24 protein-coding genes and 1 riboswitch are annotated in these 24,594 nt (G+C 49.4%); of the genes, 7 read left to right on the top strand and 17 right to left on the bottom strand.

All coding sequences use genetic code 11. From position 1 onward, the window contains the following. Positions 1-6 precede the first annotated feature (6 nt). On the bottom strand, positions 7-801 hold the full coding sequence (proC, locus tag V8Q34_RS08690; RefSeq protein ID WP_335835234.1) for a pyrroline-5-carboxylate reductase: 795 nt from the start codon (positions 799-801) through the stop codon (positions 7-9). Between the two features lie 169 nt (positions 802-970). Between proC and V8Q34_RS08695 the strand changes: the two genes are divergently transcribed. Both V8Q34_RS08695 and V8Q34_RS08700 read left to right on the top strand, forming a co-directional pair. After that, on the top strand, positions 971-1,456 hold the full coding sequence (locus V8Q34_RS08695) for a DUF6512 family protein (protein WP_033140948.1): 486 nt from the start codon (positions 971-973) through the stop codon (positions 1,454-1,456). A 101-nt stretch (positions 1,457-1,557) separates the two neighbouring features. Then, positions 1,558-1,818 (top strand): toxin PIN, encoded by a 261-nt coding sequence (locus V8Q34_RS08700; RefSeq protein WP_227211304.1) that lies wholly within the window; start codon positions 1,558-1,560, stop codon positions 1,816-1,818. 75 nt (positions 1,819-1,893) lie between these two features. On the opposite strand, the gene V8Q34_RS08705 is transcribed toward V8Q34_RS08700, so the two are convergent. Beyond that, positions 1,894-2,106: a hypothetical protein gene (locus tag V8Q34_RS08705; protein ID WP_033140946.1), complete on the bottom strand. Its 213-nt coding sequence runs from the start codon at positions 2,104-2,106 to the stop codon at positions 1,894-1,896. A gap of 162 nt (positions 2,107-2,268) precedes the next feature. On the opposite strand from V8Q34_RS08705, the gene V8Q34_RS08710 reads away from it, so the two are divergent. After that, entirely contained in the window at positions 2,269-2,607 is a 339-nt protein-coding gene (locus V8Q34_RS08710; protein WP_033140945.1) for a helix-turn-helix domain-containing protein, read from the top strand. A 52-nt stretch (positions 2,608-2,659) separates the two neighbouring features. On the opposite strand, the gene V8Q34_RS08715 is transcribed toward V8Q34_RS08710, so the two are convergent. Further along, positions 2,660-3,529 carry a helix-turn-helix domain-containing protein gene (locus V8Q34_RS08715; protein WP_033140984.1) on the bottom strand — a complete coding sequence of 290 codons (870 nt, stop codon included), beginning with the start codon at positions 3,527-3,529 and terminating at the stop codon, positions 2,660-2,662. A gap of 183 nt (positions 3,530-3,712) precedes the next feature. Here V8Q34_RS08715 and V8Q34_RS08720 point away from each other — a divergent pair, with 183 nt between their 5' ends. After that, entirely contained in the window at positions 3,713-4,744 is a 1,032-nt protein-coding gene (locus tag V8Q34_RS08720; protein WP_256129608.1) for an ABC transporter substrate-binding protein, read from the top strand. A gap of 185 nt (positions 4,745-4,929) precedes the next feature. On the opposite strand, the gene gnpA is transcribed toward V8Q34_RS08720, so the two are convergent. Further along, entirely contained in the window at positions 4,930-7,098 is a 2,169-nt protein-coding gene (gnpA, locus tag V8Q34_RS08725; RefSeq protein ID WP_033140943.1) for a 1,3-beta-galactosyl-N-acetylhexosamine phosphorylase, read from the bottom strand. Between the two features lie 265 nt (positions 7,099-7,363). Further along, positions 7,364-8,977: a Na+/H+ antiporter NhaC family protein gene (locus V8Q34_RS08730; RefSeq protein ID WP_118743542.1), complete on the bottom strand. Its 1,614-nt coding sequence runs from the start codon at positions 8,975-8,977 to the stop codon at positions 7,364-7,366. A 136-nt stretch (positions 8,978-9,113) separates the two neighbouring features. Further along, positions 9,114-9,284: riboswitch (Lysine riboswitch) on the bottom strand. Between the two features lie 678 nt (positions 9,285-9,962). Between V8Q34_RS08730 and V8Q34_RS08735 the strand changes: the two genes are divergently transcribed. Then, the gene (locus tag V8Q34_RS08735) at positions 9,963-10,559 is read left to right on the top strand and encodes a cytidylate kinase-like family protein (protein ID WP_033140940.1); all 597 of its coding nucleotides are present in this window, start codon (positions 9,963-9,965) and stop codon (positions 10,557-10,559) included. Between the two features lie 41 nt (positions 10,560-10,600). Here the strand turns inward: V8Q34_RS08735 and V8Q34_RS08740 are convergent, their stop codons facing one another. From V8Q34_RS08740 to V8Q34_RS08755, 4 genes are all read right to left on the bottom strand, one after another. After that, positions 10,601-10,864, bottom strand: a complete 264-nt coding sequence (locus tag V8Q34_RS08740) for a hypothetical protein (protein WP_227211518.1) — start codon at positions 10,862-10,864, stop codon at positions 10,601-10,603. A 16-nt stretch (positions 10,865-10,880) separates the two neighbouring features. Then, positions 10,881-11,285, bottom strand: coding sequence for an SHOCT-like domain-containing protein (locus V8Q34_RS08745; RefSeq protein ID WP_033140938.1), 405 nt, complete (start codon positions 11,283-11,285; stop codon positions 10,881-10,883). Positions 11,286-11,322: 37 nt separating this feature from the next. Next, positions 11,323-11,679, bottom strand: coding sequence for a DUF2089 domain-containing protein (locus V8Q34_RS08750; protein WP_335835235.1), 357 nt, complete (start codon positions 11,677-11,679; stop codon positions 11,323-11,325). A gap of 199 nt (positions 11,680-11,878) precedes the next feature. Then, complete coding sequence (locus V8Q34_RS08755; protein ID WP_335835236.1) at positions 11,879-12,973, bottom strand: slipin family protein; 1,095 nt, start codon at positions 12,971-12,973, stop codon at positions 11,879-11,881. 514 nt (positions 12,974-13,487) lie between these two features. Here V8Q34_RS08755 and V8Q34_RS08760 point away from each other — a divergent pair. After that, positions 13,488-14,747 (top strand): WYL domain-containing protein, encoded by a 1,260-nt coding sequence (locus V8Q34_RS08760; protein ID WP_148393753.1) that lies wholly within the window; start codon positions 13,488-13,490, stop codon positions 14,745-14,747. 12 nt (positions 14,748-14,759) lie between these two features. Beyond that, positions 14,760-15,779: a WYL domain-containing protein gene (locus tag V8Q34_RS08765; protein WP_335835237.1), complete on the top strand. Its 1,020-nt coding sequence runs from the start codon at positions 14,760-14,762 to the stop codon at positions 15,777-15,779. A gap of 13 nt (positions 15,780-15,792) precedes the next feature. Here the strand turns inward: V8Q34_RS08765 and V8Q34_RS08770 are convergent, their stop codons facing one another. From V8Q34_RS08770 to V8Q34_RS08805, 8 genes are all read right to left on the bottom strand, one after another. After that, positions 15,793-16,671, bottom strand: a complete 879-nt coding sequence (locus V8Q34_RS08770; RefSeq protein WP_033140932.1) for a helix-turn-helix domain-containing protein — start codon at positions 16,669-16,671, stop codon at positions 15,793-15,795. A 189-nt stretch (positions 16,672-16,860) separates the two neighbouring features. Then, complete coding sequence (locus V8Q34_RS08775) at positions 16,861-17,295, bottom strand: RrF2 family transcriptional regulator (protein WP_033140931.1); 435 nt, start codon at positions 17,293-17,295, stop codon at positions 16,861-16,863. 65 nt (positions 17,296-17,360) lie between these two features. After that, positions 17,361-18,668, bottom strand: a complete 1,308-nt coding sequence (locus V8Q34_RS08780; protein ID WP_033140930.1) for an O-acetylhomoserine aminocarboxypropyltransferase/cysteine synthase family protein — start codon at positions 18,666-18,668, stop codon at positions 17,361-17,363. Between the two features lie 28 nt (positions 18,669-18,696). After that, positions 18,697-19,635: a cysteine synthase A gene (cysK, locus tag V8Q34_RS08785; RefSeq protein WP_335835238.1), complete on the bottom strand. Its 939-nt coding sequence runs from the start codon at positions 19,633-19,635 to the stop codon at positions 18,697-18,699. 138 nt (positions 19,636-19,773) lie between these two features. Next, entirely contained in the window at positions 19,774-21,552 is a 1,779-nt protein-coding gene (locus tag V8Q34_RS08790; RefSeq protein ID WP_335835239.1) for a carbohydrate-binding domain-containing protein, read from the bottom strand. 5 nt (positions 21,553-21,557) lie between these two features. Further along, on the bottom strand, positions 21,558-22,247 hold the full coding sequence (locus V8Q34_RS08795) for a DUF4956 domain-containing protein (RefSeq protein WP_103731276.1): 690 nt from the start codon (positions 22,245-22,247) through the stop codon (positions 21,558-21,560). Next, positions 22,240-22,968, bottom strand: a complete 729-nt coding sequence (locus V8Q34_RS08800) for a polyphosphate polymerase domain-containing protein (protein WP_335835240.1) — start codon at positions 22,966-22,968, stop codon at positions 22,240-22,242. The genes V8Q34_RS08795 and V8Q34_RS08800 overlap by 8 nt, the downstream gene beginning before the upstream one ends. Positions 22,969-23,112: 144 nt before the next feature. Continuing rightward, entirely contained in the window at positions 23,113-24,582 is a 1,470-nt protein-coding gene (locus tag V8Q34_RS08805; RefSeq protein ID WP_335835241.1) for a sensor histidine kinase, read from the bottom strand. Between the last annotated feature and the right edge of the window lie 12 nt (positions 24,583-24,594).

Raw genomic sequence — 24,594 nt, forward strand, 5'->3', positions numbered from 1 at the left:
CCGTTTCTACAGTTCTCTGGTCTTCTTTACACAGGCGCGGATGCAGTCCATCACAGCACTGCGCATGCCCTTTTGCTCCAGAATGCCCACCCCTTCAATAGTGGTACCTGCCGGTGAGCACACCATATCCTTGAGCTCGCCCGGATGCATCCCTGTCTCAAGGACCATTTTTGCACTGCCCAGAACGGCCTGTGCCGCAAATTCATAGGCTTTTTTCCTCGGCATGCCCTCAGCAACAGCGCCGTCAGCCATGGCCTCAATGAACATGAAAACAAAGGCCGGGGAACTTCCGCTGACAGCTCCCACCACATCCAGCATGGGTTCTGTCACTACCTCTGCCCTTCCGAAAGAGCGGAGCAGCACCAGGGCCTCCTCCAGCTCTTTTTCTTCCACCAGTGCATTCCTGCAGACACCTGTGATTCCTTCGCCTACCAGAGCCGGTGTATTTGGCATGGTGCGGATGATCTTCCTGCCCCCGCCTATGCGTTCCTCCAGCCAGCTCATGGTCTTGCCGGCAGCGATGGAGATGATCACCTGGTCACTGCCAAGCACATCTTTTATCTCCGCGATCACGTCCTCCAGAAACTGCGGCTTTACTGCCAGGAACACCATGTCGGAATGCTTCGCTGTCTCCCTGTTGTCCGTACTGCAGGCGATGCCCAGTTTTTCTTTTATCTTTGCAGCAGATTCCTCTGACTTTGTGGACGCTGTGATATCTTCCCTGTCTACGATCTTTTTTTCCAAAATGCCGCCGATAATAGCAGAAGCCATATTGCCGCATCCGATAAATCCAAGTTTCATCTGTAATCCTCCTCGTTTCGTAACAGCTCAGCCGGAACCATTACCTTGTATTTACTTTTCCTCCCCATTATCCTCCGTTGCCTCTATTTTTTCAAGTGTCATACATATATTTTTTCAATTCCCAGCATAATTTTAAACATAATGCATGTTAATCCCCGGAGGTCTCCCTATGCAGCAATCTTTTAAAGTTTTTACCGTGATCGGTATCCTGTTCACCATGATCCTTGGTTCCCTGTCCCACTTTTTTTACGGATGGTCCGGTGATTTTTTCCTGGTCGGACTGTTCAGCCCGGTAAACGAGAGTGTGTGGGAACATCTCAAACTGCTGTTCTTCCCTGCACTTCTCTTTATGCTTACAGAACGGCGCCTGCTCTCCTACCGCTGTCCTGACCTGTTCTGCAAAAACCTGGCAGGTCTGTATGCCGGGCTGGCCGCCATGCCCGCGCTCTTTTACGGGTATACGCTGTTCACAAAAAAGAATTACCTGTGGGCTGATATCACGGTATTTATTCTCAGCGTCCTGACCACCTATCTGCTGGCCTATGCCCTCAGAAAAACGAAGCTATCGGATTCCCTGTGCCGCATCCTTTATGCTGTCCTCTATCTTTTACTGGCTGTCTTTACGGCTGTCTCCGTCTTCTTTATGATAAAATAAAAGGTACGGCACAGAGAACTTTCCCGTACCGTAAAAACTCCCCTGTACTTTTTCCCTGTCTTGTATTATGATATTGTTATTCTGACAAAGGAGAAAAAGATATGAGCAATGAAGTATTTTCTGTGTACCACTGCAAATCCTGCAATAAAATAGAAGTGACACAGTACATATCTCCACAGCAGATGGAGGAATTCGGCCTGACCGCCGAGGAACTTCTTCCCATCTGTCCGGTCACCGGCAGCTCGGACTTAGAAGAGCTGGGACAGATGACAGAAAAGGAACTGCGCCACTTTGCCTACAGTGATGTGGAGGGCGTAAAAGAATATCTGAAAAACAGGGAAATGAAAACTCCCAGGCTCTAAGCCCTGGCCCTGATCCGAAAGAGGGGACCGCACGCGTGATGCTGTCATGCGTGCGGTCCCCTCTTTTTTTGCTGTTCAGCACTCTTTTCCCAGTTTACGGGAACCTATGAGCTTCCAGGTCTTATATTTCTTAACTCTATGCACAATATGGCGGGTTTTTCCGCATTTCATACACTGTCCCATAAAATCATATACCAGCACATCCTCCCGCTTCAGCTTCAGTCCGTATGTCTCATTCAGGCACGACCTGCAGTATCCCAGTCCATGTATTCTTTCATTTCTTGTCATCTTCACTCCCGCTCCCTGTAAATTTAATAATATCTTAATGAATCTAATATTTCTTTTTATAATATCAGATACAATACGATATTTCAAGACAGATTACGCATTAAAAACGACATTTTGGGGCATAGTATCATGTACAATGTTATATATTAGGTGGTGAAAAATATGTACAGCGAGAATACTTTTGAAGAAAACAGCTACGAAGAATTGTTTTATGACCGTCTTACGCAGCTTCGGTCAGCGAAGAAGGTCTCTGCAAGAGACATGAGTCTTTCCATTGGACAGAACCCGGGATACATCAACGGATTGGAAAATAAAAAAGGACTTCCCTCCATGACGGTATTTTTCTATATCTGTGATTATCTGAATGTTACACCAAAAGAATTTTTTGACGAGAGCATTGTCTGTCCTGAACAATTCAAGAATCTGTACCAGGATATGCAGGAACTGGACCGTGATGATCTCCAGCTCTTGTGGACATTGACAAAACGTCTGCAAAAATAAGACGCAGAAAAGCCGTGGGCTGCAGTAAGATACGCTGCAGCCCACGGCTTTTTTAATTCTGCCGGCCGGTTTCCTGTTTGCTTTCCAGCATCTTTTTTTCATTTCTCTTTCTGTACTGATTCGGCGACATGGAAGTCATTCTCCGGAATGCCTGGGAAAAGTAAGACTGGGAGGAGTATCCGACCATACCTGATATTTTCGTGACCGGATAGTTGGTGGTCTCCAGAAGATGCATGGCCTCTGACAGCCGTTTCTGTGTCAGATAGCTGATGGGAGAGATTCCCTTATAGGCCTTAAACGCATGGACCAGATAGTATTTATTGATATGGGCCAGAAGGCTCAGGGATTCCAGGGTGATCTCCTCAAAGTAGTGTTCATTGATATACTGCTCCACAAAACGGCATTCTCTGGTGGCTTTCTTGGGCGGCGCTGCCAGAAGGTTCTGGCGGGTATGCCTGGTAATATACAGAAGGAGCAGCTCCAGAAGCTTCTGGCAGATCACCCCGCTGTCCGGTTCTTCCAGACGCGCCTCCGCAACCATCTGCGCCAGGCAGTCTGAAATCTGCCTGTGGCGCTGTCCCAGGTAATGGACACTGTAGTCATAGGGTCCGCTCTCCTCCCCGGAATGGAACTGCAGCCCCTCTATGCCCAGGGCAATGTATTCCCAGGGGCTTTTTTTATTTCCCAGTTCCGTGTGGGAGACACCCGGGTTTACTAAAACCAGATCATTTTCCCGCACAGGGACTCTCTTATTGTCTATGATAAAGCTCCCCTCCCCCTTTGTGATGAAGAAAAGCTCTGCAAAATAATGGGAATGCTCCATACTGTGCCAGTCCTTGTCAGACCTGGCGCAGGTCACATACAAAAGCTGAACAGGCAGTGACAGAGGAGGCGGCTCCATGGAATATCGCTGGTTGCTCATATAGGGTTCCTCCCGTTTTCTCTTTGTAACTCCATTATAAAATTTTTCTGCTTTGGGAACAAGCCTGTTTTTTAACACCGGTCCCGGAACTTCTGGCAAGCCTTTTTCATACCTTATTATATGTCCCGGAGCACCCTGCGGCCTTTGGGAATATTTTATTGCACCAAATAACAGGAGGGAACTATGAAAAAGATTTTATCCGTTTTACTCGCAGTCACACTCTGCGCTTCCATGTGTCTTACAGGCTGCCAGAAGTCAGCAAAGAGTGGGAAAGATTCCAAAGATTCCGGCACGGAAAAAGAACTGGTGGATGTGAAACTGAATGAAGTTGCCCATTCCATCTTCTATGCGCCGCAGTATGTGGCCATTGAGGAGGGATACTTTACAAAGGAAGGTATCCGGTTAGAGTGCGTGACAGGTTTCGGCGCTGACAAAACCATGACTGCTGTCCTCTCCGGTGACGCAGACATCGGCTTTATGGGCGCGGAGGCATCCGTGTATGCCTACCAGGAAGGTGCCAATGACGCAGTCGTCAACTTTGCACAGCTTACACAGCGTGCCGGAAATTTCCTGGTAGCCAGAAAAGAGATGCCGGATTTCAAGTGGAGTGATTTAAAGGGTAAGGATATTCTGGGCGGGCGCGCCGGCGGCATGCCGGAAATGGTATTTGAATATATCCTGAAACAGAACGGTCTTGACCCACAGAAGGATATGAACATTGACCAGAGTATTGATTTCGGCTCCACTGCTGCCGCTTTTTCCGGAGGACAGGGTGACTTCACTGTGGAATTTGAACCAAGCGCCACTGCCCTGGAAAAAGAAGGAGCCGGTTATGTGGTAGCCTCCTGCGGCGTGGATTCCGGTTATGTCCCCTATACGGCTTACAGTGCCAAAAAAAGCTTTATGGAGAAGAACCCGGAGATCGTACAGGGATTCGTCAATGCCCTGCAAAAAGGTATGGACTATGTGAATACCCACACCGCGGAAGAAATCGCCAAGATCATCAAACCCCAGTTCAAGGAAAATGACCTGGATACCATCACCACCATTGTAAAACGTTACAAGGACCAGGATACCTGGAAGGATAACCTGATCTTTGAAAAGGATAGCTTTGAACTTCTTCAGGATATTCTGGACAGCGCCGGGGAATTGAAAGCCAGAGTCGCCTATTCGGATCTGGTCATCACGGATTATGCCGAGACGGCTGCAAAGTAATTCCGATAATTTCCCGTAACATCTTGCAATATCGTTTTTAATCTGATATTATATCATTATATCACATTTTATATCTGATACATGTAAAAGGTGATATAAATCCTTTGAACTTCTTGCTGTAAAAAGCGGCTGTGCTGTCAGCATCTTCACTGACAGCCCAGCCGCTTTTTCGCGTTATCTTTTCATCAGATCTCGTACCAGATGATCTCATTGGCATCCAGATGCAGCGCAAAGCTGCTTCCGTCCCCTTTATATACCACAGTATCCTGCGGTTCATAGGTATTGTTGACTACACAGTATTTTCCGTTCTTCACATAGGCATGTACTTCCACATTGTAGTTCTCAGAGAACCATCTGTGCAGATTCTCCTCATCGTGGGATGACCAGAGGATCGCCCTGTAGAGAAGCCTGCTGTTCTCAAAGCTGTAAGGCAGTCCGCTGATATACACACTTCTGCCCTCTCCGAAATCATTGGCCGCAAGCTGTACTTCCTTATCCACCTGCCTGATGATGGTGGTTTCCGGGAGTGCGAAGATGCTCTTCTGTCCCTCACCGAAGTCCACTTCCCCTCTGCAGTCCTCTGTGATAAAGTGCTCATGCTCTTCCCAGTTGTATTTGTCCACATTGAGGGTGAATCCGTTTTCTTTCTCCACTCCCATGACACCGGAGAGCTGGAAGTAACGTCCCTCCCGCTGGCAGGCTGTAGGTTCACCCACGCCGATGAATCCGCCGCCTTCGTATACAAAACGTTTTACGGCTGTAAGGATCTTCTCATCAGCCCAGTTCTCCCCGCCGGAATATGCCGTGTAGGCGCCTCCCACATTGAGAATGACATCAATATCTTTCAGGATATCCGGATTCTCCCTGATATCATCAAAGCTGATAAATTTCACATCAAAGGGGGCACCGCTCAATGCCTCGATGATGCCTGCATAGGAATAATTCTGTTTGTAATAGATCGCATGGTGTACCATATGGTTGCCCCAGGCGCGCATTTTGCCCCAGCTGTTCAGTACAGCCACACGTTTTACACAGTAAGGTGTGGTTCCCTTTATGTTGTTGTACAGGGTCCTGAACTCCTGGCAGACGCTCTCCACATAGTCGATGAAATCCGGGAACTGCATAGCCAGCTTCAGGTATCCGCCGTAACCGATCCGGTCGATGGGCTTTCTAAGGATAGCTCTTCTGGCTGTCACCCAGTTTACCTTTGCCTCCTTCACCGGGTCGCCGCCCTCGTGGAAGGTATCCGGGAAGAAGTAGGGAAGAAAACGTCCCTCTGTATAGTTTACGCCCTCAATATCGCTGATCAGACGCAGAGTAGAACCATTTCCCACACTTCCCACTACCGCATCCAGGCCGATGGATTTGAACTCCTCCATAAACGGTTCGGTACCAATCCAGTGGTCGCCCAAAAACATCATGGCTTCCTTGCCGCACTCGTGTGTGATATCCACCATTTCTTTTGCAAGCTTGGCAACCTCACGCCTCTGGAATCTCTGGAAATCCCGGAATTCTTTTGACGGAATGCGGTATGTATTGTTCATATAGCCCTGGTCAATGATGTATTCCGGGCGGAACTTATAGCCTGCCTCAGCCTCAAACTGCTCCAGGATATATGGGCTTACAGACGCGGAATAACCGTACCAGTCCACATATTTTTCCCTTGCCAGCTCATCAAAGATCAGGGTGAACTGATGGAAAAAGGTGGTGTAGCGAATCACATCAATGTGAGGATTGTCCTCAATATATCTGCGCAGCCTCTCCATGGAAAATTTATGGGTTTTCGGCTGACGTACGTCAAAGGTGATCTGCTTTTCCACGTCCTTCCAGTCATTGGTCACCGCGTTATACATATGTACCGGGTCCCACATGATATAGGCAAGAAAACTCACAGTGTAATCATGGAATGCGATTGTCTCATGGATGGTCACGTCCCCTGTCTCCTCACTGTACTCCCACTGTGCAGGCGGAACCACTTCACCGGTGGTACGGTCAATCACTTCCCACCAGCGGGTGATATCATCTCTGGAATTGACTTTCAGCATATCCGGATACAGATGATTCATCAGATGGATGCTGAGCTCATTTCCTGCCGCGTTGTAGAAAGGTGTCATGATGTACATCTGCTGAATCTCATCCGGGTTGGCTTTTGCCCATGTGTTGTCTTTCCTGGTGGTGTAATAAGTAGAGTAAACCTTTGCATCCACATCCCGAAGCTGGGCCGGATAATCTGTTCCGTCACAGTCACGGATGGCATCTGCGCCCCACCGCTTTACAAGCTCCAGTGTCTCCGGAACCACATCCACATCTGTGGGAATCGTAACACGCCCCTTCATTTCTGCTTTTTCACTCATAAGAATCTCCTTTCATCCGGTAAAAAATTTCAACTTTTTCCTCCCCGCAAGAACACTGCCGCGCGCTCCGGGAACTCTCGTTTCACTATCTATAGCATACGCAAAATTTCGTCATAAGTCTATCGCCTTCTTGCTCATAATATTATATATATTGCTTTTTTATGTTTCATTCAAACAATAAAGATGGGGTAAATACAGCATTTTTCTAAAAAAACAGACGTACGGATATTAAAATCCTGTACGTCTGTTCGTCTCTGCCTGCTCTTTAGGAGATCGGCCTGTTTATGGCTTTTATTACAACCAATACGATCAGCATGAGAAGGATCGCAATGGGAAGGGCAATCCATGCTGTCTGTACAAATCCCGCAATGATGTAGGATACAAAGCTGACTGCTGCCGCTGTTATGGCGTAGGGAAGCTGTGTGGAAACATGGTTCACATGGTCACACTGGGCTCCGGCGGACGCCATGATGGTGGTGTCGGATATGGGAGAACAGTGGTCACCGCACACAGCACCTGCCATACAGGCGGAAATGGAAATGATCATAAGCTGCGGATTGGAATTGGCGAACACGGAAACCACGATGGGGATCAGGATACCAAAGGTTCCCCAGGAGGTTCCTGTGGCAAACGCCAGACCGCATCCGACTAAAAAGATGATGGCCGGAAGCAGGTTCATAAACCCGTTGGCACTGGACTGCACCAGATTCCCCACATACTCTGCCGCACCTAAGCTGTCTGTCATGGCTTTCAGTGTCCACGCAAAGGTCAGAATCAGGATAGCAGGAACCATGGCTTTAAAACCATCCGGGATACATGCCATACACTCCCTGAAGGAGAGCACCCGGCGCGCAATGTAAAGAATCACCGTGATCACCAGACCGAAGAAACTGCCCAGCGCAAGGCCTACAGATGCATCGCTCTGTGAAAATGCCTCCACAAAGCCGGCTCCCTCAAAGAAACCGCCCGTATAGATCATACCGATCACACAGCATATTACAAGACATAAGATAGGAATGACAAGGTCCATGACTTTTCCTCTCGTGTTTTCCTTCTCTGTCTCCGCGCTGGCATAAGGGCGGCCCGGTGTGGTATACAAATCACCGTTCTTTGCATTTTTCTCATGCACTGCCATGGAGCCGAATTCCACTTTCATCAGTACCATTCCCACCATCATGACAATGGTAAGAAGGGCGTAGAAGTTATAGGGAATAGCCCGCACAAAAAGGGAAAGACCATCCTCTCCCTCCACAAATCCGCTGACTGCAGCCGCCCATGAGGAAATAGGAGCGATGATGCAGACCGGAGCGGCTGTGGCGTCAATGAGGTAAGCCAGCTTTGCCCTGGAAACCTGCTGCTTGTCCGTGACCGGACGCATAACGCTGCCCACGGTAAGGCAGTTAAAATAGTCATCAATAAAGATCAGCACACCCAGCAGGATTGTGGCAAGCTGCGCGCCCACACGGCTTTTGATATGTTCGCCTGCCCAGCGTCCGAAGGCCGCAGAACCTCCCGCGTTGTTCATGAGACATACCATAACGCCCAGTATCACAAGGAATACCAGGATACCCACATTGTAACTGTCGGAAAGCACGCTGATAATGCCTCCCTGGAAAATCTGTGTCACAGTTCCCTCAAAGGAAAAGTTGGAGTAAAATACAGCACCCACTAAAATACCGATAAACAGGGAACTGTATACCTCCTTGGTGATCAGTGCCAGCGCAATTGCCACAATGGGCGGCACCAAAGCCCAGAAGGTGGCGTACATCTTCGGCACATACTCTGTCTCGCCTTCCCCGGCAAATACCGTGACTGCGCACAGCAGCACCACAAGCGCCGCGGACACCCACATGGCCCATCTTCTTCTCTTGTTTCGCATTAGAAAACATCCTCTCTTTCTTTTCCCGGTTTCTGCCCTGTACTGCAGTGCTTTCCATTATTTAGGATAACAAAAAGCCATGAACGGCAATCCCTTACGGGAACGCGTTCATGGCAGTAAAATCTCTTTTCCTGTCCAAGATGATAGCGCTCCACTTCCAGTGACAGTACGACGCATCTTATGCGGCGTCCCAGAAACAGACACCCGGGCGGGTATCCATCCCTTCGGCAGTTTCCCCTTTCTCTCCGGCGGCCGCCCGGCCCTTTTTCGCGGAAATACTCTTGAAACCTGCACCTCTATCATTCTGCCGTTCCTGACACTTCGTCAGAAACCGTTTTTATATCTTTTTTATCATAACATTATTCTCTCAGAAATCCAAGTATTTTTTGACATTTTTCTTCCTCATTCCCCCGGATTGGTACGGTTCACTCCCAATGGTGATCCTTTACGTCTGACTCCCACGAGACAGACACATATAATAGCCGCAGCTTTTCCCTGCTTTACAGATAATTTAAAGGAATATTTGGGGTTTTGTATGTAATTTTAAGGAGTCTGACTACGGTTTCTTCCCGCTTTACATATAATTTAAAAAGGACCTTTCATTTTATTATGTAATTTTAACAGGCCCCATCATGTTATCCTCTTGTTTTACAGATAATACTGAAAAAATCTGGAGCTTTCGTATGTAATCTTATGGAATTTGCTTGCTGATTCTCCTCTTTCTACAGATAATTCATAAAAAGCTCTTGGAATCTATATGTAAATCAAATCACTGCGTGCCCAGCAAAACGCTTCGTGATACACAGATATGTTGCATTCTGCTCCATATCACACCGGCTGCCTCTGCCGGGCTGACGGATTCTGAACTATTGCGATTAATTTCCCATATATATAGAATGCTTTCAGAAAACATGTTATAATAACTGTAAGAATAAAGGATTAATGACACCCGACAGCATCAAAGTTTCATATAGGAGGGATGGATATGGCGAACCGTATTATAACGATCAACCGGATGTACGGAAGCAATGGACGGCTTATCGGAAAAGCGCTGGCTGAGAGGCTCGATATTCCGTTTTACGACAAAGAACTCATTACCCTGGCAAGCCAGGAAAATGATATTCCCCTGGAAGAACTGAAAAAAGTGGATGAGAAGAAAGCAAACCAATGGCATCTGCCCATCAAAGACGCTATGCAGATGGAACCGCAGTACCACTTTCAGCCGATGAACGACGTGCTTTTTGAATCCCAATCTAAAATCATCCATGACCTGGCAGAAAAAGGAGACTGTATCATCGCGGGACGCTGTGCGGACCAGATCCTGGAGGGCAGATGCAAAAGCGTTTTCATTTTCGCCCCCTTTGAGCGCAGGGTAAAAAATATCATGGAACGGATAGGCAGGGAGGAGCGCAGCGCCCGCTCCCTGGTAAAGAAAATGGATAAAAGGAGACGTTCTTACTACGAATATTTTACAGACGCAAAGTGGCTGGATATGACCCACTATGACCTCTGTATTGACAGCAGCAAGTTCTCCGAGAAACACATTCTGGATATGCTGGAAGCTGTCTACAGGGATATGTAAACAGGAAATGCTTTGAGGGACATCCCAGGATGTCCCTTTTTTCACAGCCTGACAGAAACATAGGTTCCGTCCTTACTTGTGACATTTACGATTTCCAGGCCCTTGAACTGCCGCAGTGCATGATAGCATTCCCGGTACGCCCGGCGGAGGAATTTCTTGTCCACCTCTTTTCCGCAGAGAGCAGGCAGCGCACTCTGCATTTCCCGGATTGTACGCTCCGGGATGCAGGCTATGGCGATTCCACCAAACCTTAACGGTACCGGTATAAAAAGGCGTACATCCTTAGAGCGTATAATGATCCTCATCTTCTCTCCCCTTTGCTTATCCCACGTAAACCTTTACGATATCACCGTTTTTCGATTCCACGTTCACGATATCGCCGATGGCCTCAGCATCTAAGCAGTCCACAACGGTATCCAGAATCTCCGTAAGCTCGATCCCCTGCAGGCTCTCACTGACAGCAGGAAGCTTTCCTGTCACTTTTAAGATCTGGCGGATGGCTGTTACCGGGAGCTGCACGTTCACTTTATCCCCTTCACTGCTGTCCACTACAATACGCACCATGCGCTTGTCATACTCCAGATTGACCCGCTCCGTCTCTGCCACTTCATAGGACGCGGCTTCCGTCTCCTTCTGCGGTGTCAGGGCCGTGAGAAATTCTGACGCCTGTTCTGCCGTAATTTTTCCTTCTTCCAGCATTTTTAAGATTCTCAACTGTTCTTCCATAACGTTCTCCTTTTATTCTCTCATTTTATTTCAATTTTTATTTCATTTGTTCCAGAGCTTCCTCCGGTGTGACTTCTCCCCGCTCCAGGGCGTCCAGGATTTCCTTCTTTTTGTTGTCAGGCGCCGGCGCCGGTTTGTAGCCCAGTTTCTCTATGACCTCATCCAGACGGGAACGGACGGTGGGGTAAGAGATTTTCAGTTCTTTTTCCACTTCTTTGATGTTGCCGCGGCAGCGGATGAAGGTCTCAATGAAGAAAAGTTCCTGCTCGGACAGGTAATCAAATTTGTTCAGGCGGAAATCATTTTCGATGACCGTATCACATTTGTCACATTTTAATTTGATCACCTTGAGCCGGCCGCCGCAGACAGGACATTGGCTGATTACTTTATACATTTGTTTTCCTCCTTATGTTTTATATCATAAACCTCTTTTTCGTATATGTCAATATAGATATTGATATTTTTAATTATATACTTAATTATTTTAATATCTATATTCAATATATTAATTTCTTCAAACTGACTCTTTCATAATATCAACTTCGACTCCTCTTTTTGCATTCTGTCTTATACAAAAAAACGGAGCCGGTACTTTAATGTACCAGCTCCGCCAGTTGTTCCAGAACGCTCCGCCCGCCGCCCAGGGTGATATTTCCCACCTTGTCGCATATTTTCTCCAGATACTCCATCTCCTTTAACTTATACAGTGTCGTATTCTCCTCCATCAGCCGTGCTGTGTTCAAAAGGCTTCTGGTGGATGCCACTTCCTCTCTTCTCATGATGACATTGGCCTGGGCCTTCTTCTCCGCCACCAGAACCGTATTCATAATGTCGCGTATCTCACCGGGAAGAATGATATCCTTGATTCCCGCACTCAGCACTTCCACGCAATACTGCTCCTGCGCCTCCTGAAGCTTTCTGAAGATAAACTCCCCGATTTCTTCCTTCTGAGCCAGCAGTTCATCGAGCCGGAAATGTCCTATGTAATCTCTTATGGTAAGCTGGGCAAATGTATACAGAAGCTTTCCCACCTCATCCATCCGATTCACCAGCCGTTCCGGGTCTGTGATCCGGTAATTGACTGTTACATTCAGGCGCACGGACACCTTGTCTGCCGTGAGGATTTCCTGACCGCTGATTTCCAACTGCTGGATCTTGAGATTGTATACCCTGCAGGTCACTTCTTTTCCGTAATTCCAGAAAAAGTATGTGCCCTGATCCAGCTTCCTTTCAAACCGGTTGTCAAAGTAGAGAAGTCCGGCCTCCCCATCTCTTATCACTATCTTCCTGTAATATTTTACCGGAAGCAGGTCTATGTACATTCTCGGCAGGCTTTCCTGCATGTAGGGATTGGTGATATCAAGGATCCGAAAAGTGTTCTCCTGGAAAACATTCCAGTAGTAAGTTTCCGGTCTCACCACCACATCCTGATATGCCTGGTTCACAAAGTGAAGGGCTATGCTGGTGTCCGGAAGCTGTATTTTCACCACGCGGCTTGAAAATGCTTCATGCTGCATCAAGACCTCACAGGGAATGCCGCAGCAATCTACTTCCCCTGTCATGTCCACAGTCAGTACCTCATATCCCAAAGCCCTCGGATAGCGGTATTTTCCCGCTGTGAGCAGTTTTATAAACTTTCCATTTTTCATCAGATATCCGCATTGCTGTTCTTTGATCAAATATTTCATCTCTTCTGCCTCTTTTCTTTTTTGGATTCCGAAAAGAAAATGTCCCGCTTCATCCTATGGCAGCGGACTCTTCCTTCAGTTTTTCTTCCCGTACAGGCAGGCCGCACAAGACCCCTGCGTCTGGCTGCAGGTTCCGAAAAACGGTATCCGGAAAAGTTCAGGCCGCTTTTGGACTGCCGCGGACGGCCAAAGCCGGGACTTTTTCTTTTCTCATTTCATGGTTTTTTCGTGTGATTGCTATACCAGCTTAGCTACATGTGTCATCATGGCGGGAGTCGAACCCGCGGCAAATCAGTTCTTCCCGGTATCCGGCATACCTCTTCCGCTACGGCGGCGGCACCGCAAAGGCTCCTTTTTTCGGAAAACCTTGTGCTGATGGAAAGCAGGAAGTTTTTGTATCTCTGATACACCGTTATCATACCGGGAATTTCTGGAAGAATCATTTAAAAAAAGATGCGAAGTTGATTTTGCAGACTGCAGATAGTAGAATAGAGAGATACACAGGAGGTGTGCCATGTCGGAATATCAGGAGCTTATAAAGAATTTTGAGAGAATCCGGGACTATATGCGGCAGTTTTTCGTGTATGGTTTTAAGGTCCGCGGGGATTATAAAGGAAAAAGCGCCCGCACGTATGACAACGAGAGAAGGCGCATAGAAAGTTTTCTGACCGGTTACACCAGATCGGAATATACCGCCAAGGGCAAGAAAATATATATCAATGTGGACAGCAAAACCATACCGGAAAATCCCCTGTACGCTGCCTGGAAGTCCAAAAGCTTTACAGACAATGATATTATGCTGCACTTTTTCCTGCCTGCTCTTATAAAGGACAGCCCAAATGGACTTACCAGCAGTGAAGCCGCGGAACAGATTTCCCTTGTCTTTCAGGTTGTCTTTGACAGCCAGACCGTCCGTCTGAAGCTGAAAGAATATGAAAGACTGGGTATCTTCACATCCCGGAAGGAAGGCAGGGAGCTGCGCTATTTTATCGCCCCGCCGCTGCCCATGGAGTCCCCTTCCCACAAAGGACTTTGGAATCATATGATCCGGGCCGCTGCTTTTTACCAGGGCGTATCCCCTTTCGGTATTGTGGGAAGCACTCTGCTTGACAGGGAAGAAAAACGAAACTGCTTTTTCCAGTATAAGCACCAGTTTCTCGTACATACGCTGGAGGATGAAGTCCTTCTGGACCTGCTCCTTGCCATGCATGAAAAAAGAGCTGTGTCCTTTCAAAACAACAGCCACCGAAATGGATCCTCCGTCACTTTTTGGGGCGTTCCCCTGAAAATATTTGTAAGTACACGCACCGGACGACGTTACCTGTGCCTGTATCTCACAGCAAGGCACCGTTTTCAAAATGTCCGCCTTGACAGCCTGACAGATATAAAGCTTCTGGAGCCTTTTCCGCAATATAGGGACCTGCAGAAAAAACTGGAGAAAAACATGCCCCGCTGTTTCGGCGTCTCTTTCGGAGGCCGCAGCCGCATGGAGGAGCTCCATATGGAATTGTATATCCATGAGCCAAAAGAGTCTTATGTGCTGGACCGGCTGTCCAGGGAAGGGCGGGGCGGCCAGATTAAGAAAATCGGAAGAAACAGATATCTGTACAGCGGATATTTTTATGATACCAATGAGATGCTGTCATGGGTAAAGACCTTTACCGGCAGGGTGCTGGACATCCGGGGCAGCGCCCCCGCCTCCGTCCGCAAAGTCACCGATGACTGGGCGCGCATGTATGAAATGTACTGCGCTCCCAAAGAAAGCGAAGTATGACAGGAGTTTATAATGGGTGAAATACGTTTTGATATCTTTGATAAAGTTTACAGTTGTTATTACAGAGTTGTCCAAAAGATTCTGGAGGAGGCCAAAAGCCATCCTATCACCAGAAAGGATATGGAGACGATCGCTGCTGCCTACGGATACGGGGAGAGCGCCCTCACCATTGTCCCGAAGCTGTTAAACAGAGAATGGGACCTGCTGCGCACCGAGGATGGAAAAACCTTTGCCCCGAAAACCGTTCCCGGCAGGCTTCCCCTTACCCTTTTGCAGCGCTCCTGGCTGAAAGCCCTTCTCGCTGACAGAAGAATATCCTGTTTTCTCACCCCGGAGGAGCAAAAAGAAGCAGCACATTCCCTGCGGGACGTGGAGCCGCTTTTTGGACAGGCGGATTTCCACTATTTTGACCGCTGTCTGGACGGGGATACTTACAGCTTGAAAACCTACCAAAAGCATTTCCGCACAGTTTTGGAAGCTTTGGAACAGGGTCTGGTCCTGCGGATCTCTTACTGCGGCAGACAGGGCGCGGTCTCCCGGTTTGAAGCTGCGCCCTATCAGCTTCAATACTCGGAAAAAGATGATAAATTCCGCCTCTGCTGTCTGAAAAAGACAGGGGGACGCTTTTCCCTCAATACAACATTAAACATGAACAAAATAGCCGGCTGCAGCCTCACATCCGTTAAAGTACCCAAAAAGGCTCTGGCGCTGCGCTTTTCTCCCATACAAAAATCCAGAGAACCCGTTCTTCTGGAAATCAGCAAAGAACGAAATTCTCTGGAGCGCTGTATGCTTCATTTTACCAACTATGAAAAGCACACGGAATATGATGAGGAGCGTGATGTCTATTACTGCAGCATTTATTATGACCTGGCCGATGAGACGGAACTGCTCATAGATGTGCTGTCCTTCGGGCCTGTCATAAAGGTGCTTGGTCCCGCCTCTTTTCTCTCCCAGGTGAAGCAGAGAGTGAGGCGCCAGTATGAAATGCTGAACAGCCAAACACATGCTTCCCGAAATCTGCCGGAATGAACGTGTCGGTGCTCTAGATTTCCTTCACCGGCAGCAGCTCAATATACCCTCTGCGGCCCACAGGTTCCAACTGTATGCGCGGATTCTCCGTATCCCAGCAGCAGCCGATGACAGCGGGATCATATTTTTCGATCGCCTGCTGCACTTCTGTGATCGCCTGGCAGTAATTTTCCTCCGCAAAGGGTTCCCCGCGAAACATCAGGTATTTTGCCGCGGGAAGTTCAATACACGCAAAGCCCTCCGGCACCGGTTCCTGATAGTCTGCCGCCACCTCCACGCCCTGCACATATTTGGATGTGCCCGGCGTGCGGAGGGAATCCGGAAGCCAGAGGCATACCGGCTCGCCGCTTATGGATTTTATGCTGGAGAGGATTCCCCAGACATCGCATCCCACTTCACTGCAATACTGAAAATACTCCTCCGCGTCCACACCTCTTTTTATAATAACTTTTCTGGACGGTCTCTCCGTCATCTGAACAAACACACTTTTTACGTTTTCCATTTCCTCTGGCTCCTTCCGCAGATTTCTGTATTTTACACCATAGGGGATGAACAGAAGCAGTGGCCCGGGGCTTGCCGCGTACTCTCTGGGATTGCAGCCGAATTCCCGGAAAAAAGCCCGCTGATAACCATCCACACTTCCAAACCCCATGTCCAGCGCCACATCCAGGATCCTGCATTTCTCATCCCGCAGGCGCAGGGCGGATCTGGACAGACGCAGACGGCGGATGTAATCTGCCGGGGTGAGATTGGTGTGCTCCTTAAACAGCCGGTAGGAATACCACGGGGAGTAAAGAGATACTTCCGAAAGCTTTGCCAGCGTAATATTTTCACTCAAATGCTGTTCAATGTAATCCTGCATGCGCTGAACAGCAAGTATCTGCTCTGTCATTTCTGTCACCTCCTGTCTACTGCCATCCTATCAGATTTTCCCCGGACTGTTCTCGACTATTTTTGCCAAATATAAAAGGGAATCCTGTGTGAGGATTCCCGCATTTACATTGCCGCCTGCCTGCACTGCCGGCCAGATTGTCAGGACGTCTGCAGGCAGCTGCGGGTTTTGGTTGTCTCATGGTATCTTTTAAATCACGTAATTCAGGGAACATTGTTTCTGCCATTCCACCAGATCCGCCAGGGTGTATTTGTCCACTACACTTTTGATGGCATTGTCAAGCTCCTGCCATAGGACCAGGGTGGGGCAGGCTTCTGCCCTGGGGCACTGGTTCGTATCTCCTTCCAGACACTCCACAGGGGCCAGGCTGCCTTCTGTCAGGCGGAGAATAGAACCCACGGTATATTCCTCCGGCTTTTTCACAAGACGGTAGCCGCCCTGGGGACCCCGGATGCTTTTCACATAGCCGGCCCTGGCCAGGATGGACACGATCTGCTCCAGATATTTTGTGGAGATTTCCTGCCTTGATGCTATTTCTTTTACCCTCACCGGGCCGCCCTCATCGTGTATGGCTATGTCCAGCATCATACGCAGTGCGTAACGTCCTTTTGTTGATATTTTCATGGTTACCTCCAGATTTTTCTTACTGTCCGAAGGCAGATACTGTCCCCTGTGCCCTCCCGGATCCGTCAGGAAACTGCGTTAAACGCCTCTTCCAGATCCTGAAGGATGTCATCAATATTCTCCGTCCCTATGGACAGGCGGACCGTGTTGGGGCGGATTCCCTGCTCTGCAAGTTCTGTTTCGGTGAGCTGGGCATGGGTGGTGGAAGCCGGATGGATGACAAGTGACTTCACATCAGCCACATTTGCAAGCAGAGAGAAAAGTTCCAGATTGTCGATAAACGCTTTGGTTTTTCCGGCATCTCCCTTCACCTCAAATGTGAATATAGAACCACCCCCGTTGGGGAAATACTTTTTATACAGCCTCTGCTGTTCGGGATCCGTGCTGACAGATGGGTGATGAACCTCCTCCACCAGCGGATGCTTCTGCAAATATTCTACCACTTTCAGCGCATTCTGTACATGGCGTTCTACCCGCAGGGACAGGGTTTCCAATCCCTGAAGGAATAAAAAGGCATGGAAGGGTGACAGGGTGGCTCCTGTATCCCGCAATAGAATGGCTCTGATCTTCGTGACAAAGGCTGCCGGACCCACCGCTTTCGTAAAGCTGACCCCGTGATAGCTGGGGTTGGGCTCCACAAGAGAGGGAAATTTCCCGGATGCCTCCCAGTCAAATCTGCCGCTGTCCACGATCACGCCGCCGAGAGCCGTGCCGTGGCCGCCGATGAATTTTGTAGCGGAATGCACCACGATATCAGCGCCGAACGCGATGGGCTGCACCAGGAAAGGTGTGGCAAATGTGTTGTCTACGACCAGAGGGATTTTATGAGCGTGGGCAATCTTCGCTATAGCTTCCACATCTACCACCTCAGAGCGTGGATTTCCGAGAGTCTCAATAAAAACAGCCTTTGTATTCTCCCGGATTGCGCCCTCCACTTCTTCCTTATTAAATATATCCACAAATGTAGTTTCAATTCCATAGTCCGGCAGTGTATGCTCCAGCAGATTATAGGAGCCGCCGTAAATGTTTTTTGCGGAGACTATGTGGTCGCCCTGTTTTGCCAGGTTCTGGAATGTATAGGCGATGGCGGCTGCACCCGAGGCAACGGCAAGTGCCGCAGCACCGCCCTCCAGCGCCGCGATCCTCTGTTCAAAGATATCCTGGGTGGGATTGGTCAGCCTGCCGTAAATATTGCCTGCATTTGACAGATCAAAACGTGCCGCCGCATGTGCGCAGTCATCAAATACATAGGAGGAGGAAGCGTAGATGGGTACTGCCCTTGCACCTGTCGCCGGGTCCGGAGCCTCCTGGCCCACATGCAGCTGTAACGTCTCGAATTTAAAGTTCCTGTCTTTTCTCTCTGTTTTCTTCATACTTGTCACCCTCGCCTTTTCTGATATTTTAGTTCTGGAATAATTGTGTGGAATAATACCTGTCTCCGCTGTCCGGCAGAAGCACTACAATGGTTTTTCCCGTGTACTCTTTTCTTTTAGCCAGTTCCATGGCTGCGTACATGGCTGCACCGGAGGAGATTCCCACCAGTATGCCCTCTTTTTTCGCGATCTTTTTTGCAGTCTCAATGGCTGCGTCATTTTCCACCTGCATGATCTCATCATATATGTCTGTGTTCAGCACAGCCGGAATGAAGCCTGCGCCTATGCCCTGAATCTTATGCGGGCCCGGTCTGCCTCCTGAGAGAACCGCGGAATCAGTGGGTTCAACCGCCACAATCTTCACATTGGGATTTTGGGATTTTAAATACTCTCCCGTTCCCGTGATAGTTCCGCCTGTACCTACCCCTGCCACAAAGACATCCACTCTGCCCTCTGTATCCTTCCAGATTTCCGGGCCTGTTGTCTTTCTGTGCATTTCCGGATTGGCGGTATTTTCAAACTGCCCCGGAATGAAGCTGCCCGGAATTTCCCGGCTGAGCGCCTCCGCTTTGGCAATGGCTCCGTTCATCCCCTTGCTGCCCTCTGTCAGTACCAGCTCTGCACCGTATGCTTTCAGAATGTTTCTGCGCTCCACGCTCATGGTCTCGGGCATTGTGAGTATGAGGCGGTAACCTCTGACTGCTGCCATAGAGGCAAGACCTATGCCTGTATTGCCGGAGGTAGGTTCTATGAGAACCGTGTCCGGGCCTATAAGCCCTGCCGCTTCCGCGGTATCCAGCATGTTTTTGGCAATTCTGTCCTTTACACTGCCGGCGGGATTCAGATACTCCAGCTTTGCGAGAACTACTGCCTGCAGCCCCTCCTCCCTTTCCATGTTCCGCATCTCCATGAGGGGAGTGCTGCCTACCAGTTCTGATGCACTTCTATAAATATGATTTCTGCTCATCATCTTCTCCTTTCATATATTTCCTATCGAATTAATAGGAATTATAACTGTGTTTGATTCTAATGTCAAGAAAAAAATCCCATATTGCCCGATTTTTTTCGGATGCAATATGGGATTTTGCTGTATGTGCTGTCAGCCTTAAAGGGCTTGTGGGGCCTCTCCTTCTGGCATCTCTCCATCCGGCGGCTCCATTCCTTCCGGCACTTCCCCGTCCGGCGGTTCCATTCCTTCCGGCATTTCCTGGCTGCTATCTCCGGGTTTCCGGCCTTTCTGCATATCTCCTTTCATGTCGCCGCCCATTCTTCCCATGCCTCCCGCCGAGCCATTGGAGGTGACCACAGATTCCAGGGTGAGCGCACTGCTTTCACTTCCCGCTGTGAGGGTATATGTTTCTCCCTCCTGCATTTCCGGACAGCTCACCAGCACAGAGGAATACTTTTTCTTTGGTGTAAAACTAAGCAGCTCCTTTCCGTCTTCGTCCTGCAGTGTCACAGCAGTCTGTGCTTCCTGGGTATTGGTGAGATTGTGCAGGATGGAACACTGGGCGGAGGAATCGCTGAATCCCTGGGCCATGCCGGAGCTTCCCACAGCGATGATGGTACCTCCTGTGATATCCGCACCTCCGTTATAATCAAGGGCACCATCCCCGTCAGACACCGGCCCGTTCACATACACCGTTCCGCCTGACAGGAAGATGCTGCCGTTGGAGTCAAGGCCGTCACCCTCTGCGTCCACTTCCAGAGTTCCCCCTGTGATCTTGATGTAGGCTTCCGTGTCATTCTCCATACTGCCGTCTCCTCTTCCTCCGGGTACATCCGCCTCCTCCTCTTCTGTCTTAGCCTTTGCCGCGTTTACCGCGTCATCGCTGGCTGTCAGACTGATTTCACCGCCGTTTACCACAACTCTGCGGCCTTCCAGCCCTTCATAGCAGGCATTTACGGCAATTGCCCCATCATTTACAACCATATCCAGGTCCGCATGAAAGGCATCGTCTCCTGCATCCACAGTAAAGCTGCCTCCGTCCAGAACAATACTGCCTCCGGTGCGAAGGGCATCATCCTCTGTGTCAATGACAAAGGTGCCGCCTGCCACGTAGATGTTCCCCTTTTCGGATTCCTCCGTATTCTCTGACTTCATCCCTTTGCCCTGGGCAGTCAGATGAAAGGTTCCGTCCAGTATCTTAATACAGTCCTTTCCTGTCATGCAGTGCTCCACTGCGCTGACCGTGATCTCACCTCCCGTAATGACCAGATCATTCTTGGAGACAATGCCGTGTTTGTAAGCGGCTGTCACATCCAGGGCACCGCTTCCGTTGACGGTAAGGTCATCCTTTGAAAAAATCACCCCGTCCACCGTGTTATCATCTGTCTGGGTATAGGTACTGCCCCCGCTCAGACTGTTTTCGCTGTTTTCTGCCAGCGTGAGAAACACCTTATCCGCATTTTTCACATAGATGGCAGCGCTTGTCTCACAGTGGACCGCCGCATTGTCAAGGACGATCTGTACCTTGTCACTGTCCCCGGCATCCACCACGATCTGTCCGCTGCTGAGCGTTCCCGTAATATGGTAAACGCCCTCCCCGGTTATTGTCAGTGTACTTTCCGTAATCTCCGCGCTGCCGCTCTCTGCCCGGATGGAATCCCCGTCAAGGGTTATCATAACCGCCTCCTCCGCGTCATAAATCCCCTCTTTATCCCGATCCGTAAATTCCGTATCCACCTCCGATTCCGTCAGTTCCAGGTTCTGGTCCACACCCTCTGTACTGCCGGTCCCCGCCATCATGCCGCCTCTGCCGCTGCTTTCGGATGATGTCTCAGCCGTATTTTCACCGGCTGCCTGTCCGCTGCCGCATCCTTCAAGGGTGCCTGCCGCCAGAAAAATACCCAGAAGCACTGCTGCCATTTTCTTATTATCCATCTGTTTTACAGCTCCTCTCTTACAATTGCAGTCCTGCTGCATAAAATTTCCAGGTTCCCGTTTCGGCAGCGCAGGTCATCGATCATTTTTTTCTCCTCTTTCCGATTTTTCAGCACAACCTGATAATCCAGGCGAAACAGGCTGCCCATGTTGGTGGTCTTCACCTGGACCAACTCCCAGCGTTTCAGATATTGCTCGAATATTTCCTCAAATACCTCTGTATAATCCAGTGACTCCGGAATGGTAATGCGCAGCGCCCGTTCCCGGGTCTGCTTCTCTCCAAAACGGCTGACTGTAAATATGGTATCTGCCGCGCCGATCACCACTACAAAAAGTGCCGCAATACCGATATACCCCATTCCGGTGGCAAGTCCCACTGCCATAGCCAGGAAAATACTGCTGATCTCCCTGGCCGTTCCCGGCACAGACCTGAACCTGACCAGGGAAAAGGCGCCCATCACCGCCACGCCGGTGCCCAGATTGCCGTTGACCAGCATGATCACCATCTGTACAATGGCCGGCATCAGCGCCAGGGTCACCACAAACCCTTTTGTATAGGTATTGCGGTACATATAGATTACCGCGATCACGATTCCCAGCACCAGAGAAGCTGCTGTACATGCCAGAAATGTGCCAAGGGAAAACGCGGCGGTTGTTTCATTTACAAGAATGGACTGAAACCATGAATTAAGCACAGTATTTTCCTCCTTCGTCTTTTCTTTCCTCTGCCTGCTGCATCCGGTAGGCTTTGCCGTATTTTGAGAAGGATACAGGGTAAATGCAAAGCTGGTCCAGAAGTTCGCAGAGCCATACCGGCATGGCACCGGGAATCTTAATTTCCATAAGCTGCTGCCCCTCCTCCAGGATCTGCTGTCCCCAGGTTCCCTTTTTCAGATCCAGTTCCTGATTCCGGAAGCGGATATTCCAGTCAAAGGTCACTCTCAGTTCCGGCTTTTGCGTATCATAAGCCGCGATCCTGTCATAGGCTATGTACATGGCTGGCCTGATGTCTCTGTAATACTTTAAAAACCAGTCAATCTCCCGCAGCACCTGTGTCTCCACTCCGGGCGCCTCATGGCGCAGAAGATACCCCTCCGCCTCGGACAGCACCATACTCTCCCGGTGTTTGTATACAATTCCCTTATATTTTTTCTTCAGTTCCAGAAATACAGGCCCATCCTTTCCGGGTGTCCCGTAACTGCGGAGCCGCAGCTTTTCTTTATAGACCGGCTTTTCAAGAGATGCGCGGATAAGCCGGGCGTCCGGTGTGTCAAAATAGATATTGCATATGGTGGTTGTCCCGTATTCGTCCGGGACAATCCTTCCCCCGGTCCTTTTTATAAACTCTTTATACTGGATTTCGTCCAGCAGGTATTTCTTCTCGTAGCGTTCAAATGTCATCTGATTACTGCCCATCATGTTCCTCCTTGATATTCTGTTCTTTCTTACCACCTCAGTATAACGCCCAAACCTTAAATGAACTTAAAAAGACAGACAGCAAATTTTATTTCTGCTGTCTGCCTTCCCTGTATCACGTGTACTGCTTCTGCACAGTATCCGCTATTTCAGGGTCATATTCTTTTTTTCATTCACCGGAAGCTTTGCCGTAAAACAGATGCCTCTGTCTTCTGCCCTGGCTGTAATCTTTCCTTTATGGGCCTTAACAATGGCCTGGGCCACGGACAGACCGATTCCATAGCCTCCTGTCTCCCGGGACCGGGAACTGTCGGCCCGGTAAAAACGGTCAAACAGCCTGTTCAGATCCCCCTCCGGAATCTCCTGGCAGTCGTTGCAGACGGAAAGCTCCAGATACCGCTCTTTTTTCTCCAGAGATACCCTTACACTGCCCTCTTCCGGGCTGTATTTGACTGCATTGTCCATAAGGATGGTGACAAGCTGGCGGATATTGGCTTCGCATCCGTTCATATGAAGGCCTTCCGGTATGTTTTTTTCCATCTTCAGACCTTTTGCCTGCGCCATGGGAGCAAAAGCATCCACAGACTCCCTCACAGTCTCGGAACAGGAGAAATCTGCAGTCTGAAGCCTGTCCTGCATCTCATCCAGTCTGGAGAGTGTGAGCAGGTTCCTGACCAGCTCTCCCAGGCGCTCCACCTGGTTTCGGATACTTCTGGTCCACTCGCTCTCCCCCTCACACATTTCAATCACCTCCGCGTTGGCCAGGATTATGGCAATGGGTGTCTTGATCTCATGCCCCGCGTCTGTGATAAACTGCCTCTGCTTCTCCATGCTCTCGATCACAGGCCGGATCGCCCGCCCGGACAGTACGCTTACCAAAAACAATACCAGCACCAGACAGAAAAAAGCCACAATCAGAGAGATAACGGCAAAATTCCGGATGGACTGCAGATCATTGCCGCAGTCCACAAACACTAATAGGGTCTGCCCGTCCTCCTTAACGGTCTTCTGGTATTTATACTGTCCGCAGTAGCCCTTTTCCCTGCCCTTCTTAAGCACCTCACCGGCAAACGAAGCAGCCTCCTCCTCTGTGACTGCTGCCACATGGGTCAGATCTATCTGCATCTGTGAGACATCTGCGGCATTTTCAGACCCCGCTTTTGCTGCCGGAATTGTTACGGAAAAATATCGTGTCTCAAATGGTGTCTCCTCTGACATCCGATAGCCAAACAGACCGCCTCTTCCGCGTATCCCCTTATCCTGCGGTTCCGCAAAGGCATCTTCCTGCTTCCGTCCTTCCCCGGTCTGCCCCTCGGGGTCCTTTGGCACTGTCTCCTCCGCGTCCTTCGGCATTGTCTCCTCCGCGTCCTTCGGCACTGTCTCCTCCGCGTCCTTTGGCACTGTCTCCTCCGTCATCCCGGGCGGATGGCTGCCCTTATCCCATTGTTTCGGAAAACTCCCTCCATTTTCAGCCAGCATTTCCAGAAGAATATCGGATTTCCCCGTGATCTGATAAATATTCAAGCCATTGATTCCCCCTACCACCAGCAGCAGAACAGCCAGCAGGGAGATCATGGTGATCATGACAAATTTTCTCTGCAGTTTTTTAATCATATGCATACCTTT

Origin of the sequence: Blautia sp. JLR.GB0024, from assembly GCF_037000545.1 — a bacterium.
Lineage (GTDB): Bacteria > Bacillota > Clostridia > Lachnospirales > Lachnospiraceae > Blautia > Blautia celeris.